The following is a 15,257-nucleotide window of genomic DNA, read 5'->3' on the forward strand; positions in this document are numbered from 1 at the left end:
ACAACTATACACCCTATACACATCGGCCTCGCTATCTATAATTCATCATATGCTCCAAGGCCTCTTCGAAAAACTCGCACGCTGCGACGATTCCCTCTGCAAAAGCCTGTTCCACAACATCTTCTGTTTCCATTTTAGCATATTCGTTCCGCTGATCGGCTATAAAAGCATGTAGAACAAGCAGTTTTACTAGTAATTTATCCATCGTGTTTCCCCTCCTCATTGGTCTCGGATTTTCAACCGCGCGCCAGCCACTTTTATGTCGGAGTAGGACGTCTGCGACTGTTGCGGCTGTTTCAACGATCGAAGGAAACTCAAAAAAGATGGTGCTTGGAACACTCGGAAAGGATACTGCCGATTTAGAGCGTACCTTGTATCCGAGAGAATAAGGATATATGGAAAGATCACCTTCCCTGCTGGTTGCCAAGATTCCTCGGCGATCACTCCGCTTTCATATAGCGCTAAATAGCGATTCAACTTTTCTTCAATCACCTTTTCACTGTAAACAGTTCGTTGGCACTCGAGGAAGAACGGTGTGCGTTGGTAGATAAAAAAGGCATCCGGTTCGGCCAGCCCCTTCCGATATTTCGGTTCGACGATAAACTGTTCGACCGGTCCGGCCGAGAGGATCTCTTTATACACCTTTACGATCTCGAGGTAGTGGGGAATTTTTTGTGAGTTCTTTTTCATGTTGCTGTCAGCGCAAAAATACACGTACGGAATAAATGCTGTAGAGCGTTGTATATGTCCGTCTCGAACCAGTCGCAATAGGACATTGTTGGCGCTCTCACACGGCCGCTTCAAGCCTTGAAAATGGATATCAGCGATATCATCCCGGCTCATCACTTGAAACCGTTGTAAATCGGCGATGATCGCTTTATCACGTTTGGTCAGTGGCATCGTCCAACACTCCCAAAATGATTTCCTCACTTACATTTCCCTGAGGACTAGCAGCCTCCAAACCGCCTGGCAAAACATCCTTCTGATCGACAACCTTATATCTCTCAAGGATTTTTTTCGCCCGTTCCAGCGACAAAAAAGGTGCTTGCAGCTCCATTAATCCTTCCCGCTTGAGTAAAAATCGACCGCGCTGTTCAATGCTGATTTTTTCCGCCCCCGGCGTACCAATAATTTTAGCGTTTGATAAATCAGCCGTACGAAAACCCATCCGCACCGTTAAATTGGCCCGTATTTTTGTATCCAGTATGTCGTGGCTCGGCCGTTGCATGGATAAAATCACAATTATATTGAGTGCCCGACCGATCGCTACAAGCTGAACCAACGTGTCCATGATATCTTTTTCATCTTTAACGACGACTAGCTCATCAATGCAGACAAGTATGATAGGAGGACGTTCCGACTCTGGCAAATCATTTATGTGAGCCACTTCCTTCTCATTAAGAAGCTGACTGCGCCGATTCATTTCGATCTGGATAAGCGATAGCATCTTTTTTAATTGACCCGGCGTCGTGCAAACTGCCTTCACTTGCCGGCAGCGTTTGAAAATATGAAATTCTGACATTTTCAAATCGGCACAGTAAATATGGAGCTTGGTGTCGTCGTAATATTGAATGAGCGTAGTGAGGATGGAACGCAGCTGCGTTGACTTCCCGCTTCCGCTCTCGCCAGCGATCAGCAAATGCGGCTCTTGGATCGCATCATAGGCGATATACTGTCCGTATCGATCCATGCCACAAATAATCGGGAGCGCCAACCCTTCAAGATGCGGTTTGATCTTTTCAAAACTATAGGGCAGTTCATTAGGCAATCCGTAACGATAAACAGTCAGCGTAAATCTTTTATAATCGCCATCCAACTGCACGTGTTGGCCAAACACTTGCTGAAACACATATTCTTTCTTAAAAACCTCTTTCGGCTCCATACCATCAATAAGGGTAAATACGTACTCAATCCGACCGTCATCGCTCGTTACGCTATGAATTTTCGGGAAAACCATTAGCTCTCGCTCGCCACTACGATAGGTCACATACAACCCAGCCGCCCGAAACGCCTTCCGTAACTGAGACTTAGCCCGTTGTTTTTGCAGCCATTTCCTCACATCACAGCCCTCCCAGACTGAAAAATAACCACAACACCGCCCCATAAACGACTACCGGAAATACAATACGGCCACAATCGGTGACTTTTTCAGCGACATCGGTCATCCTCATCATGACGAGCCCTCTCTCTATGAACGCTGACAACGTGATTGCCCCGACTCCTGCCATCAGCAAGGCAAAATCGGGATCTTGAACAGGAAATAAATGATGCGGAGTGATAACAGGGAACAACGCTGGAACGACTATTCCTGGCTTCGCCTTCGTCCGTTTTTTAGCCATAAACTCCCCAAACGGGATGATTTCCGTCTGACGTTTAAAAATCATCGTCTCTCACCTCCTGTATTTTTTGATCCCCCCCTCGCGCTCCCCCTCCTTTCGCTCCTTCTAACAAACGCTAGATTTCTTGATACGTGGGGCATTTCACTCGTACAAGTGCACTAGAAGAACAGTGTAGAAAAAGTGATTGAAGTGAAAATAAACAGTTTCGAAATCCTGTCGAGAGAGTGATACTGGGACGCCTAATGAAGTGGAGGGAAAGTTTTGCTACTGTGGGGCTTTTGTGTTATTAGCCTATGTGCTGGTGGTTGTCCGTTTATCTTGTCCATCAAAAAAAATTCCGATACAGCTTATCCTTTTCAGAAGGATCAGAACGGCCTTATAACGAAATGAAAAATCGGAGGGGATTCGATGAGCCAAACAGGATATAAATGCAGATTAAAGGTGATTTTGGCTGAAGAGGGTATTAAACATGGAGAGTTTGCTCGGAGAATTAATATTAGCCCTGGAACGTTAAGTGCGATCGTGAATGATAAACAACTCCCGTCGTTCGATGTAGCTTATGCGATTTGCACAGAACTAAAGAGGCCGGTTGAGGAAATATGGGTAAAAAAGGATGTTACTCTAAGTGAAAGCGAATAAGCCCTTAAACAAGACAATATCCATCGGCCCTCTAAAAGTTGAAATGGAGAGGTGGATATGACAGATATATTAAAAATCATAGTAGAAAAACAGCCTGATTGGTTTTTTAATGTGTCCTCTCTTATATTACTTGCAATACTGATCATAATTGGTGGGTGGGCTTTTATAGGCGCCAAGCGATTAGCCGATTCCGTCCCCAAGATAAAACTTGTCCTCTTCAAGCCCTGTGATCGCTGAAAGGTCTAGGACACTAACTTGATAGCTGATTCTCGGGAAAGCCATTTCTTTGAGCATGTCCTCGGCATATCTCTTCAAGTTGCCAGGCAGGATGAACCGTTCATCTTCGAGGATGTATTCTTTTCTGTATTTTTTGTTGCAGAACTCTGTACTTTCATTTTGCACTAAACATTTATACATCGATAACCGAAAAATTCCTCCTATAAAAACAAAAAAATCCCCTGCCGAGTGGCAAGGGATTACTTTATGCGTATTTTTTGTCCGACACGAATTATATTCGGATTCTTGATGTTGTTGAGTTTCTGTAAAGTGGCTACTGTCGTTTTGTTTTTTGCCGCGAGTCCAGACAGTGTATCTCCAGGTTTCACCGTGTAATATGACACATTGGCTTTAGGTGGACTCATTTTAGCCTTTACTCGTTGTTTGAAGTCTTCAAACGCCTTGGAATCCTTTACCCATGGCGCCGGACAATTTTTATGGGTAATATCGTAATGCCGCACAATGTCTTTAATTGGATCCAACTTAAATGTTTTGCAGAGCTCTACAAATACATCTTCTGTACGAGAGATGGTGTCTGGATGAAACGTGCCGTCTTTTTCCACACACATTTCCACACCGATGGATAGAAAGTTCGCGTTCGGCTTCAGTTCCGGAACGCCGCGATACGTCCCGTCGTTCGCATGATAGGCGACTTCGTCAAGTGGAATGATGTTGATTGCTTCGTTTTTATCCACAAAAATATGCGCCGAGGCGTATCGTTGTGCTTGAATGATGGTTCGATCAAAATACGTGAAATGATTGGCCGCTGATGCACCTGGATTTGCTGTCCAATGCAAGACAAGCTTTTTCACACCTTTGAGTTTTAACCCTGGACGCGAATACTTGTTCACACGAATAAACTTTTCTGTCCATACGCTCATTGTTTATTCTCTCCCTTCTGATTTTCATTTTTTAGTTGCGCAAATACCTTCGAAACCTGTCCTGGAATGGATACACCTAAACGCCCAAGGTTTTCGATGAAACTGATTCCTTCGTTACCAATCAAGAACATAATCATCGTATTGCGCATAAAATCCCCACTGCCCGTTACCGCGTCTAACTGGTTTGCCACGATGACAGCTAAAATCATGGCCACCTTTTTCATGAGTCCTCTAAAGGCGGTTTTTGAAGAAACCTCTTTTGTACCAACAGCGACCATCAGACCCGAAATGTAATCCGCCGCCATCATGATCCCAAGAGCAATGGCAAGATGATCGACTCCGCCAATTAAATAGGCGATAGCTGATGCGCTACCGCCTGTGATCGTGGTATATAGAGTGTTGGTATTATGCTTCATTCGTTTTCCTCGCTTTCTTCACTAAAGTAAAAAGAGCACACCTACATAAAGTGTGCTTATTGCGCAGTATCGTCCAACTATGCGGTAAACTCTTCACCTGTAATTTCTTTATATTCTTCAAGCGTGATAACTCCCCATTCTGCCGCTTCGTGAACGATATCTTTTGTCAAGTATCCCATTTTATAAAACGTATTGTAAAAATCAAAAAATTGACTTTTCATTAGTTGACTCCTCCTTTTAGTTTTGCGATTTCAATGTTTAGGTTTGCTATCGTCTGCGTCAATTGAGTAATCAACAAATCTTTCTTTTTGTTTTCGATGGTCAATTGTGCCAACACAGCTGCCGTGTTTTTTTCAGTGCTTTCTTCTTGTTGTCGTTCTTGTTCGACGATCTCCAAGTCCTTAATGCGGATGCTTTTCACCTCTCGTCACCTCCTTTTACTCGAACGAGAAACCAAAGCCGTCAACGATAATTTGATCGGTTGCGGTTCCTTTCAATATCTCAAATTGAATGTTAATTCCCCACTTTTCAGCTGTTTTTGTTGTGTTTGTGAATGTGTATGCCTGACGATTCAGAAACGCTGTTGTAATGTCCTCCCATGTTGGCGAGGTGTCAAAACCATTATTACAAGCCTTTACACTTAATGTTGCGCCATTCGGAATGGTTACAACGCCGCTCACCACAATTTTCTTTGCCGCAATTGATGTTTCAATCGGATTTTTCAGCGTAAATTTGATGCGGTCGTCGGTTTTGGTGAACGTATATGTCCGTGTTGCTGTGCCACCCTTTCCATCATCGATAGTAATAGTAATGGTGTGCGCGCCGAGCGCAAGGGTGTTCCACACGCTGCTCACATCGAGCGTATAGGTTTGATTTCTCACGGCGTTGTTAATTGTACGGATAACTGTTGTATCTACTTTCTCCGTGATAGTCAATGTATCCGTTGTATCCGTATCGTTGACGATGTAATCGATCGTAAACGGTGCTGACTTGCTCCCTAGATCAGCGTCCGTACCAGATATCGTTGGAGTCTGATTCCAGACGATGATATATGCCCCATCTGCATCTGTTGAATCAGATACCAAGATGTCAGAAGGCAGATTCAAAGCGGGACGAACGCCGTGGGTACCATTGAACGCATTGTCGCTCGTGAGCGCACCAGACGAGTACACGTACCGGGCGTAGTACGCGAAGCCGGCGTGCGGGGTTCTTAACCACCAGTACCAGGGTTGACTGGCATTTAAGGAAGTGTTTGTATATTCGCTATTCGAAACTGCTTCTACTGTTGGATACGCCTGTCTTGCAGCATCGCTGCTAAAAAACGAAAATGGTGTTCCTTCTGCTATTCCGTTTTCATTTCCAAGTCCTACTTCTGTTTCAGACAATAAGAACACTTTGTCCTGGATTGTTTCACTCCCGCCGCCGTCTGTTACTGTGTTTTTGGCAACGCTTAGCGTTGTAACCAAGAGTTTCGATTTCAGTTCGGCAGAAAAGTTGCTCAAGAATCCAGCTTCTGCTTCATACTCATTGTAGTTACTCCATACGTTTGAGTTATTCGGCGGGGCATCATAGCCATGTTGAGCTGCATACCACGGAGAAGTGTCTTTATTCAACCATTGCCGAATATTTGAATGAGCATATCGGTTGTTCCCATAACTTTGTCTATCTGTGTTTGGGTTTGAAGGTTCTTTTGCGTCAAAAGCTTTTAAAGTGATAATTTTTTCGGTTAGCAAAGTTACTGAATTTGCTGGGTATCCCGGATGATTTTTGTCGATAACCTGAAAAATGATTGGTTTACCGTAATATTTCGTGTTCAAATCCTTAACTTTTGCGCCAACCGGAAGGCTACTCAACAGTTGAGGCATTTCTCTCATCTCCTTCAAAAATAGCTTGATATCGCTTATTCATGTTTTGAATCAAATGATAACAGTTACCATGACTCGCATGAGCGACCCAACTTTTATAAGCACGTTCGATTTGTTCCTTCGTGCGTTCTCCTGAAGCATAGAGTTCTTTGAATTTTTTTAGCTTTCGTTTTATACGTTTTTTGCTGTCTCTTCTGATTTTCCGGATAACTTTTCCGGTTTCGGTCAAATACGTGTGAAAACCTAAAAAATCCACTCCGTTGCGGAGTGGAAAGATATGAGATTTGCGGTTTAATTTGAGCTTCAGTGTGTCAAGATACTTAACAATCTCTTGCTTGCAATAACGTAAATACTCTTTGTCAGGATGAATCAGAATAAAGTCGTCCATGTATCGAATATACATCTTAATTTTCAGTTTTTCTTTTATAAAGTGGTCAAAGCTATTCAGAAAGAGGTTAGCGAACCATTGACTTGTTTGGTTTCCGATCGGCAGACCGGGATTGTCTGTGCTGTCGATAATCATATCGAGAAGCCATAAAACATTTTCGTCCGCGATATATTTGCGAATAATCTTCTTTAGTATGTCGTGGTCAATCGAGTCAAAATACTTCTCGATGTCGCACTTTAAAACCCAGCCATCCAACCCGTACTTTCTGTAGTGCCTTCGAAAGAATTCTGCCGTTCGCTTCAATCCGGCATGGACGCCTTTTCCTTTTCTGCAAGCGTAACTGTCATAAATAAGGCTTCTTTCAAATATCGGTTCAAGCACATTGTCGCATAATGATCGCTGGACGACTTTATCCTTAAAAGGAATGGATTTTATGATTCTTTCTTTAGGTTCGTAAACCTTAAAGACGTTATATGCACCAAGCGTATATGTTTTGGTTTTTAGCAAGTGTTGCAGGTAAGCGACATATTCAAGAGCGTTCATTTCAAAACGGTTCGTTGCTCCTTTCCATCGCTTCCCACACCTCGACTTCATGTACGCTTCATACAAGTTATTAAAGTCATATACCAAACGAAATAATTCCTTACCGTTTTCAGCTTCGGTATTCATCACGAAGACCTCCGCATCGGTAATCTTGTGTTTACGCTCTTCGAGCGAAGGATTACAGCTCCCTTGAAGTTTTCAAAGCCCGTTAGAAAAGCCGTAGCCGTTCTAATCGAAAGGACTAACAAGACGGGGCGCCAACCGAAGTTCGTATTGCGGCCGCCCGACGAATTGTAGTTCCAGTACCGAGCCGAGTTGTACCCACGAATCGCGCGGTTGGCGCCCAAACAGCCGTAACCCTAGCAGTTACTATTACGTTAAGCTCTCATCCATCCGCCAAGCAATTTTCCGAGTTCAAGAATTTTCGTTTGAAAATATAAATGTTTCTTTTGCGAAAGATATTTCTGTTTCTTAGCGACACTAAACAAAACAAGAAGAAGTTTTATATATGCATCCGCCTCTTCTTGATACAATCGTCTTTTCGATTTTACATTGTTCGCAAGCATTATATATTTTAAAAGTGAGTAGAATGCTTGTTTAATTTCTTGGCACAAAGCAAACTTCTCCGCTTTTGGGAAGTTTTTTAAAACAGGATAGACTTCATGAAGTAACACTTCTGTCTTTTTATATAAAATTAAGTCTGTTGCAGACTGGCTCAATTAAAGCACCAACCTTTTGTTTGTACTGTCATAAATCCCGTTCATCAAGTTAATATCGTTTAAATTTTGAAAGGTTTCGATAAAAATATTCGCCGTCACACCGTTCAGCGTTGCTCCTTTCAATGTTTCGAGTTCTACAGCCATGTCAATCATATTGACGTTCAAGGATGTGAATTTCGACGCAGTTTCAGCCAAATGTGTAGTAAGCTCGTCATTAACCGCCTTTACCGCACTAGGCGTCGCAGCCTCCGTTGTACTTGTGCTACTTGTAGACGTGTTTAACTTCACGATACCGGCTTGTGTTGTACTTGCGGCCGGAAACGATTGTGCCGGCAATTGTTCTTCTGGAATTTTCCCATCTGGCCCTAGCGTCGCAACTTTACTGTCGATTTTGTCCCAGTTGTCGTTAAGCATCGTCGTTATATTAAACGTATCATTCGCGTCGGCGACCGGATCTTTCTTATAAAGCCCTAAGCGCGGTGTATTACTCGCCATTAGTGAGCACCTCCTGCAAATTTATCGAGCGTTGTCGCTTCCAATTGCGAAATCGTCATTACGTTATGAATATCTTTAATCAACAAATAAGAAAACTCGAAGTTGATCGCCAAGTGTGCCGGAATAATTTCACGCAAAGCATTTTGAATGTCGGCTAAATTCGGCGGAACCCCGAGCTTGCTAACGAACTTGATTTTTACGGTGTAAAGCGAAGGTTGTTCGGTGACTTCGACTTCGCCGTTATAATACGCCTCCGCCACGTTCTTAATAAGGTCGACCGTGACCGTTCCGATACCGCGCAGTTTCGATTTAATGACTGAGCGCCGCTGTTCAATCGGTTTACTTTCGTCAACAGGAATTCCGCAAATGCGTTCCCAATTCGCAAGCCCCCATGTGGCTGTGTCAACACAGAATTGTTTCAAAACTTCATCTATTGTAACATTCAATTGTTCAAATTCTTCGCCCTCTGTCCCAATTAAGGTTTGAAATTCTCGTATATCTTGATAGTAATTAGGGAGATACTGAAATAGATTAGACACTTATTGACACCCCCCCACGAACAGGAACCTCCTCATCTTGCAACGCGACATTAGCCGCGCCCCCATTCACAGTCAGCCCGTTGTAATCAATGACACCTGGCGTGTTCAATAAGAGTGTTCCGATTTTTGCGTAGCTGACATATGTCATTGAAAAAGCGATCTCTCTGAAATATTCATCCAACGACGCTGCGAAAGCATCTTGAACATTTTGCAACGTATATCCCGATGCAAGGATTACGTTCGCCGAAACATTGATCGGTTTGCCTGTCGCTGAAGCTACTGTGACAGACGCTCCGATCGGCCGCACTTGCTCGATATATTCTTGCACTTGACTAACCAATTCTGTTGTGGCCGGTCGCATATCCGTATTAACGATTGTAACTTTGACCGTGCCTGGACCGTTCCAAAGGGGAGTCACTTTTGCCGCGCCTACCCCTGGCACTTCCAACGCCCATTGTCGGTAGTGGGTAAGGTTCCCTGACGTCATAGGTCTACGTATTCTTTCATAATAACGAGCAAGCAGTGATTCATCGCTTTCCTCATCAACTCCATTTTCAAATGCTTGAGGATTTATCACACCTTCCACTCCATCAATGATATCAACTAAAACTGTAATGGTATTGGCCAGGACATTACCTGATGACCCCGCTATCTCGGCTTCCACCAAAACCGACACAGCTCCGTTTTCCGGGATAGTTGCATCATCCGTTGTATAAAAGAAAATCGGGATGCTGTCATCCGTACTAATCCGCGTATTCGCAGGAATCGATGTTCCGGGTAATCCAGTGAATACTACCATGCCGCTTGCTTTTTGTGCCGGTTTAGGTTCGATGCCAAAGTCCCGCACTCGAGCAAGTAGTATATCCCGAGGTACATCTTCGGATAAATATAACCAGTTAGTGACTAAATACAACTGTTGGTAGGCACGTTCCAATTCAAGTGCCGCCGGAGCAAGCATGTCCCATATAACAGACCCCTGCCGCTTATCAAAATCGTCGGGGATCTGTGACAGCATCCGCTGCATAATCACCTCAAATGTCTGATCCTCAAACATTCACGCTCACCCCCTCTAGCATTTTGCCGTTGGTCAAGGTGACAGTAAAGGTGACCTGTATCTGATCACCGCTGCGCTCGATAATAAAGTTTGACGCACTTTCAATCCGATCGTCGTACTCAATCGCTTCCTTAATTAGTCGCGGGATTTCTTCTTCCAAGAGTTCATTGGAGACGTTTTTGCCAATGATATCTTCTATTTCACAGCCATACTCATCGTTGTAAATAAAAAATCGGGAACGAGCTGTCATAATTGCTTTCTGAATAAATTGTAAAATGGCCTCGTCTCCGTCGATGATCCCGCCTAATTCGCCTCTTTCAAAATCGATGCGGTACGTTTTCGACGGGCCGATCACCACGGTCTCATTATTGGCATTCAGCTCGTCAAGGTTGACCGGAGCAAGCGTCATTCAATCATCACCGCCCTATCAATGATGTAAAACACTTGGTCACGGTCGCTGGCTACGATGACGCGATCGCCCGCCTTTAGAGAGTCTTTAAACTCCATTTCACTCTCGGTACCTAAAAAAAGAACCATTCTTTTATGGGGCAATAAATGTTCTGCTACGACAACATCGTCCTTATCCAGTTCGATTTTCATGTTATCAACTTGGATTTTGATATTGGGAGGTGGCGACGTCACCGTGGCCAGCTCAATGGATACGTCTTTGTTATAGCCGTGTTGCCTCATCAGCTGAATGAGCCGAACAGCACCATTCCCTTCCATCCTCACACCTCCTCATAGGCTACCTCCGCCAAATTCGGGCTACTGCTAATGGTTAGCGACATCGTATGCACCCCGTTTTCGTAATGATGGGTGTCCGAATTGACGTAATAGGTGCCGTTAATGCCGGTCATCTTGTTATATACTTGGATCACGGAGCCAGACGTGATTTCATTGATCCCCAATGATTCGAGGCTCATGTCTGTGGTGACTTTGCCCATTTCTTTCAGCAGCTGGTCCGCGAGTTTTTTCAGCTGTGCTTTATTCAGCTTTTCATCCGCACGTTCTACGTGCTGCATAATGCCATATTGCTTTGCTAGACTATCATTTTGTACCGTGACGGTCACAGGTTTTTTGTCTGTACCGCCGATCACCTTTACTTTTGTTTTCATTTCTTCGATACTTTCATTGACGCTAAGGGACAATAAATTCCTTCCACTCTCGATAATCAGTTTAGCACTTGGTATTTTCATTTCCGTAAGCATAAATTTCCCGAGGTTGTTGGATATAAAAAAACGCCTACCGGTATGCTTTCGGGTAGTCGTTAACGCTGTAAATAGCATTTCTGCTAATGGTTTTTCGCGAAAAATATGTTTCGGGATTACATATCCGGTATCAGCAATGGTGCCGACAGGGATTTTATAAAGATTGCAAATGTACTTGGCTATTTCACTCGCCTTTTTCTTCGTGAACTTTATGGTGTCTGCATTTTTAACAAGGTATATATTAGGGTCGTAGCACATTAACAACCCTTCCCCCGCTTCGTTTTTATCAGTAGCGAAAAGGAATCCACGAAAGAGCTCTTTGTCATCGAAAAATCGGACCGGTTTCCCTTTCTGGAACGATAGCAAGGGAGAGGCCCCATCTGTAGTATTGTGCAATGTAATCTTTAGGGTGCGAGCTACTTGCTGCAAGTCGCCGCTCCATTCCACGCTTCTCACTAAACCGGTGATGTCGTAGTTATCGTAAACAACAATCATGGAATCACCAGCTTTTGCCCTGGGAAAATAGTATTCGGATTCTTTCCAATCACTTTTTTATTGGCCTCGTAAATCTTTTTCCACTTGCTTCCGTCGTCGTAAATGCGTTTGGCAATTGCCCACAAACTATCTCCTTTCCGGACTACATACGTTTTTGGCTTCTCCTTTTGCTTCGGTGGCCGTTGCTTATTAGACGGTGGAGACGACTGTGTCCACTTTTTCACTACAGGCATCCTGTATTCTTTCAAGGATATAGAAAACTGTATCTCTCCCGGACTGCCAGGCGGACTGGGCCAGTAGGTGAATTCCGGAATGAGTACCAGCATATTAATGTTCGCTGTCGTGACGATAAAACGGATGGGTTTTTCAGCATCGCGCCACTTTTCAATGATGCTGATGAAATCAGTCGGTGGAATTACTCGATTATGAACGCAGTAAGCAGGGTCATATTTGGCTGGCAAAAACGATTCAAAGCGAAACTCCTTCAACCCTCTATTCTTGGGGATCGTCACCTCCCCTAAGCTATTGACCTCAATAATTTCAATTCCATAAGGGCTCGATACTTCAAATGATGAAGGATTCACAGGCAACTGCAGGCTGTCGCTTCCGTATCGGAACCAAAACTGCATTTTGACGTTCATGCCATGACGCCTCCTTCCTGTTCTATGTACCGAGCCAATTCAAGAGCTATTTTCTTAATGTCGGAGTCGTTGCGAACGATGAACTGGTTGCCTGTAATCGTGACCGACGGGCGCTGGCGTTTGCCGTACTCCATTTGCTTCACTTCTTGCTTCGTCAAGACTTTTTCGCCTTCGTGGAGCAACGCTGGATAGTTATCGCGAGGAATGACGCCACCGATTGCTTTCTTTTGGAACAACCCATTACCGCCGAGGAACTTCGGCAGTCCGATTTTAATATTGCCGATCGATGTGATTTTATCGATAAATCTTGCGACACTGCCGATTAATCCGTCAAACCACTCTTTCACCGGCATAATGAAGTTGGATACTTTTTCTTTTACTACATCCCATACTTCTAGTGATTTCTTTTTCACTTTATCCCAGTTCATGACGAGCGCGACCCCTGCTGCGATTAAGGCCGCGATCCCAACAGCCACCCATGTCATCGGGTTGGCGAGCATTGCGACATTCAAGCCGATCTGTGCCGCCGTCTGAGCCAACGTGCCGGCGCGCCATGCTTTAAACAGGGTGATAATGGTCTGCATCATCGTTAAGCCGGCAAAAGCGATACGGAACGAAATGACCCCGGCTGTTACGGCTGCTAATGCTGTGGCGACCGATTTAATATGCGGGCTCGCCTTAGCAAAGGCATTGACCATTTTCGCTCCCGCATCACCGATGGCTTTGCCGATGTTTTCACTCATCTTAACCAGCTTATCCATCGTTTCCGGCTTGATCCCTTTCAACATGTTATAGCCCGCATCTTGTAGGCCGCTTTTTAGGTTCCCCATAATTGTGCTGGCTTTACCTGCAGTAGATTGGGAAAGCTTTTGCGCCCCACCAGCAAAGAACGGACTCAATTTTTGTGAAGTTAGTGTATTAAATGCCTTCTGTGTCTCGGCTGCAGTCAGGTTATCTTTTTCCTTTTTCCCTACATAGCCCTTAAATTCTTGGGCTGTCACTTTAAATCCGAATTCTTTGAGGCGCTCAAATTCGCCCGTTTTCGCATCAGCAAGGGCCTCAATCGCTTCCGAAAGGGTTTTGCCAGGTGTCAACGCTGCCATGTCTTCTGCGAGTTTTAAAAGTTTCATCGCTTCTTGCGTATTTCCACCAGCGATCCCTAGCGCCCTAACACCGGTTTGGACGACTTCACCCGTTTCAAATGGCGTCTCATTCGCGTTTTTCCGCAAAGCCGTCAAATATTCTTGGGCCGACTTTTGCACTTGTTGCTGGCTCATCCCCTTGTTTTGCACACCGATAAAGTGCTCCATCGAAATCATGTATTTTTCTAAGTCAGCCCCGCTTTTTAATGCGGTTGCTACTCCGGCACCGAGCGCCGTTCCGATCGTCGCTCCTAATAGACGCAATCGCTCCATGGTCAACGCTGCCCGATTTCGGACGCGATCAATAGCATCAGCTAACGTCTCCAGCTTCTCGTTCGCTTTCGCCGTTTCAACCCGCATTTCCCAGCGCTTTTTGGCACTTTCCTGCACCTTATCCATCGTGGCCTTGAGGCGCAGCATTTCATTTTTCAGTTTTTCATTCGATCGAATGACCTTCTCGATACTCTGCGTTGCACTATCCTTGACGGAGATTTCCGCCTCGAGCCGTTGGCCTTTCGCCATATCTCTTCACCTCACCAGAACAGCGCTGGACACGGCATGCCGGATAAAGCTTTTATTTTCTCGTTTTCTTCCTCGACTTCCAGCTCATAAAAAGCACGAATAATCGTCAGCTCCCCATAAGGGATTTGATAAAAAACTGAGGGCCGGATGCCTTTCTTTTTCCAATACCAGTACATCATCTGTACATAACCGTTTTCCTTTACGGCTTTTTTACTTCTTCAACGGCCCCCTCGCCAAACCCGCTTAAATCGCTGATTTCGTTATATAGCCGATCAATTTCACCAGGCGTAAATAGTTTCCGAATCAAATCATATGGCGTCGGGACCTTATAATGCTCTAACAACTCCTTCCGTTTTAACTCTGGAGAAACAACGCCCTTTAAGATCGTTTCTAGTTTGATAGTAAAAACATCGACGTCCGCTTTGTTTGAAATTGGATCAAACTTTGTAGACATATCCTGAATCTCTTCAAACTGTGTCTGTGTCAACGCTCGAATTTCAAAAACGACCGGCTCGCCGGCCAGCTCGCTCAACCGTTTAATTTCCACGAGTTTTTTTGGTAATTCCAGCTTTTCCGCATCCATTTTGAGTAAAATATCAACCACATTGCTCATTGTGTTCCCTCCTCATGACAAAAAGCAGAAGGTTGCCCCTCTGCCTATTCAATATAGTCGATAAATTCAAAATCATTAAAAGTAAACGGCTTCTCTTCTTGAACGATTTTCCCCGATTCCCAGTCCGCGAGAGTCAGATCGTCAAAAGTACAACCTTTCAATACAACACGTTCCGCACCGAATGCCGCTGGATCGGCCAGCTTGCTCACGATCGTCATCGGTTCCAAAACACCACGCTTCACCTGCTCGGCCACCTTGCGTGTCAGTCGGGAGTTCACCTTTGTGATTCGCAACGTCCCTTTGCCTTCCCATCCCATATATTTTTGACCTTGGCCGTTCGGAGCACCACACATTGGCACTTTTTCCTTAATAAAGTCCACCTTTGCCTGCAATCCGTATGCTTCCGCAAATTTTTCGCCGTCGATCCATACTTCTCCATGCGTACCGGAAATGGCGCGTTCAGGAATCATTCGTTCCATTCA

24 protein-coding genes are annotated in these 15,257 nt (G+C 44.5%); 1 reads left to right on the top strand and 23 read right to left on the bottom strand.

The features are described from left to right. Positions 1 to 31: 31 nt before the first annotated feature. Genes BRO54_RS20075 through BRO54_RS12730 form a run of 4 tightly spaced genes read right to left on the bottom strand, consistent with a single transcriptional unit; the run spans position 32 to position 2,384 of the window. Complete coding sequence (locus BRO54_RS20075) at positions 32 to 205, bottom strand: hypothetical protein (RefSeq protein ID WP_167367378.1); 174 nt, start codon at positions 203 to 205, stop codon at positions 32 to 34. A 14-nt stretch (positions 206 to 219) separates the two neighbouring features. Beyond that, complete coding sequence (locus BRO54_RS12720) at positions 220 to 900, bottom strand: hypothetical protein (protein WP_074044182.1); 681 nt, start codon at positions 898 to 900, stop codon at positions 220 to 222. Continuing rightward, complete coding sequence (locus BRO54_RS12725) at positions 881 to 2,059, bottom strand: FtsK/SpoIIIE domain-containing protein (RefSeq protein ID WP_239691267.1); 1,179 nt, start codon at positions 2,057 to 2,059, stop codon at positions 881 to 883. Before BRO54_RS12725 ends, BRO54_RS12720 begins: the two co-directional genes overlap by 20 nt. A 1-nt stretch (position 2,060) precedes the next feature. After that, positions 2,061 to 2,384, bottom strand: a complete 324-nt coding sequence (locus BRO54_RS12730) for a hypothetical protein (RefSeq protein WP_074044184.1) — start codon at positions 2,382 to 2,384, stop codon at positions 2,061 to 2,063. Between the two features lie 363 nt (positions 2,385 to 2,747). Here BRO54_RS12730 and BRO54_RS12735 point away from each other — a divergent pair, with 363 nt between their 5' ends. Then, on the top strand, positions 2,748 to 2,978 hold the full coding sequence (locus BRO54_RS12735) for a helix-turn-helix transcriptional regulator (protein ID WP_074044185.1): 231 nt from the start codon (positions 2,748 to 2,750) through the stop codon (positions 2,976 to 2,978). A 180-nt stretch (positions 2,979 to 3,158) separates the two neighbouring features. Here BRO54_RS12735 and BRO54_RS21005 read toward each other — a convergent pair whose 3' ends face one another. The 19 genes from BRO54_RS21005 to BRO54_RS12825 all read right to left on the bottom strand — a co-directional run bounded on the left by BRO54_RS21005 (position 3,159) and on the right by BRO54_RS12825 (position 15,254). Beyond that, positions 3,159 to 3,395, bottom strand: a complete 237-nt coding sequence (locus BRO54_RS21005) for a phage tail protein (protein ID WP_074044186.1) — start codon at positions 3,393 to 3,395, stop codon at positions 3,159 to 3,161. A gap of 59 nt (positions 3,396 to 3,454) precedes the next feature. Continuing rightward, positions 3,455 to 4,135: a LysM peptidoglycan-binding domain-containing protein gene (locus BRO54_RS12745; RefSeq protein ID WP_074044187.1), complete on the bottom strand. Its 681-nt coding sequence runs from the start codon at positions 4,133 to 4,135 to the stop codon at positions 3,455 to 3,457. Further along, positions 4,132 to 4,551, bottom strand: a complete 420-nt coding sequence (locus BRO54_RS12750) for a phage holin family protein (protein WP_052660918.1) — start codon at positions 4,549 to 4,551, stop codon at positions 4,132 to 4,134. The genes BRO54_RS12745 and BRO54_RS12750 overlap by 4 nt, the downstream gene beginning before the upstream one ends. A 77-nt stretch (positions 4,552 to 4,628) precedes the next feature. Next, positions 4,629 to 4,772 (bottom strand): XkdX family protein, encoded by a 144-nt coding sequence (locus BRO54_RS12755; protein ID WP_084544554.1) that lies wholly within the window; start codon positions 4,770 to 4,772, stop codon positions 4,629 to 4,631. After that, positions 4,772 to 4,972, bottom strand: a complete 201-nt coding sequence (locus BRO54_RS12760) for a hypothetical protein (protein ID WP_074044188.1) — start codon at positions 4,970 to 4,972, stop codon at positions 4,772 to 4,774. The genes BRO54_RS12755 and BRO54_RS12760 overlap by 1 nt, the downstream gene beginning before the upstream one ends. A gap of 16 nt (positions 4,973 to 4,988) precedes the next feature. Further along, positions 4,989 to 6,416, bottom strand: a complete 1,428-nt coding sequence (locus BRO54_RS12765) for a DUF6273 domain-containing protein (protein ID WP_074044189.1) — start codon at positions 6,414 to 6,416, stop codon at positions 4,989 to 4,991. After that, complete coding sequence (locus BRO54_RS12770; protein WP_074044190.1) at positions 6,397 to 7,473, bottom strand: reverse transcriptase/maturase family protein; 1,077 nt, start codon at positions 7,471 to 7,473, stop codon at positions 6,397 to 6,399. Before BRO54_RS12770 ends, BRO54_RS12765 begins: the two co-directional genes overlap by 20 nt. 251 nt (positions 7,474 to 7,724) lie before the next feature. Further along, complete coding sequence (gene avd, locus BRO54_RS12775; RefSeq protein WP_074044191.1) at positions 7,725 to 8,066, bottom strand: diversity-generating retroelement protein Avd; 342 nt, start codon at positions 8,064 to 8,066, stop codon at positions 7,725 to 7,727. Next, positions 8,067 to 8,561 (bottom strand): tail fiber protein, encoded by a 495-nt coding sequence (locus tag BRO54_RS12780; protein ID WP_074044192.1) that lies wholly within the window; start codon positions 8,559 to 8,561, stop codon positions 8,067 to 8,069. Continuing rightward, positions 8,561 to 9,100, bottom strand: a complete 540-nt coding sequence (locus BRO54_RS12785) for a YmfQ family protein (protein WP_074044193.1) — start codon at positions 9,098 to 9,100, stop codon at positions 8,561 to 8,563. Before BRO54_RS12785 ends, BRO54_RS12780 begins: the two co-directional genes overlap by 1 nt. After that, positions 9,093 to 10,154, bottom strand: coding sequence for a baseplate J/gp47 family protein (locus tag BRO54_RS12790; protein ID WP_074044194.1), 1,062 nt, complete (start codon positions 10,152 to 10,154; stop codon positions 9,093 to 9,095). Before BRO54_RS12790 ends, BRO54_RS12785 begins: the two co-directional genes overlap by 8 nt. After that, positions 10,147 to 10,563, bottom strand: a complete 417-nt coding sequence (locus BRO54_RS12795) for a DUF2634 domain-containing protein (protein ID WP_074044195.1) — start codon at positions 10,561 to 10,563, stop codon at positions 10,147 to 10,149. Before BRO54_RS12795 ends, BRO54_RS12790 begins: the two co-directional genes overlap by 8 nt. Further along, positions 10,560 to 10,880 (bottom strand): DUF2577 family protein, encoded by a 321-nt coding sequence (locus tag BRO54_RS12800; RefSeq protein WP_074044196.1) that lies wholly within the window; start codon positions 10,878 to 10,880, stop codon positions 10,560 to 10,562. The genes BRO54_RS12795 and BRO54_RS12800 overlap by 4 nt, the downstream gene beginning before the upstream one ends. A gap of 2 nt (positions 10,881 to 10,882) precedes the next feature. Next, positions 10,883 to 11,857, bottom strand: a complete 975-nt coding sequence (locus BRO54_RS12805; RefSeq protein WP_074044197.1) for an XkdQ/YqbQ family protein — start codon at positions 11,855 to 11,857, stop codon at positions 10,883 to 10,885. Next, positions 11,854 to 12,498: a LysM peptidoglycan-binding domain-containing protein gene (locus BRO54_RS12810; protein ID WP_074044198.1), complete on the bottom strand. Its 645-nt coding sequence runs from the start codon at positions 12,496 to 12,498 to the stop codon at positions 11,854 to 11,856. The genes BRO54_RS12805 and BRO54_RS12810 overlap by 4 nt, the downstream gene beginning before the upstream one ends. Next, on the bottom strand, positions 12,495 to 14,162 hold the full coding sequence (locus tag BRO54_RS12815) for a phage tail tape measure protein (RefSeq protein WP_074044199.1): 1,668 nt from the start codon (positions 14,160 to 14,162) through the stop codon (positions 12,495 to 12,497). Before BRO54_RS12815 ends, BRO54_RS12810 begins: the two co-directional genes overlap by 4 nt. An 11-nt stretch (positions 14,163 to 14,173) precedes the next feature. Beyond that, positions 14,174 to 14,341 (bottom strand): hypothetical protein, encoded by a 168-nt coding sequence (locus BRO54_RS19855; RefSeq protein ID WP_158534148.1) that lies wholly within the window; start codon positions 14,339 to 14,341, stop codon positions 14,174 to 14,176. Between the two features lie 20 nt (positions 14,342 to 14,361). After that, positions 14,362 to 14,775 (bottom strand): phage tail assembly chaperone, encoded by a 414-nt coding sequence (locus BRO54_RS12820; RefSeq protein ID WP_055357835.1) that lies wholly within the window; start codon positions 14,773 to 14,775, stop codon positions 14,362 to 14,364. A 44-nt stretch (positions 14,776 to 14,819) separates the two neighbouring features. Next, positions 14,820 to 15,254, bottom strand: coding sequence for a phage tail tube protein (locus BRO54_RS12825; RefSeq protein WP_047758624.1), 435 nt, complete (start codon positions 15,252 to 15,254; stop codon positions 14,820 to 14,822). Positions 15,255 to 15,257: the final 3 nt, after the last annotated feature.

The organism is Geobacillus proteiniphilus (assembly GCF_001908025.1).
Taxonomy (GTDB): domain Bacteria; phylum Bacillota; class Bacilli; order Bacillales; family Anoxybacillaceae; genus Geobacillus; species Geobacillus proteiniphilus.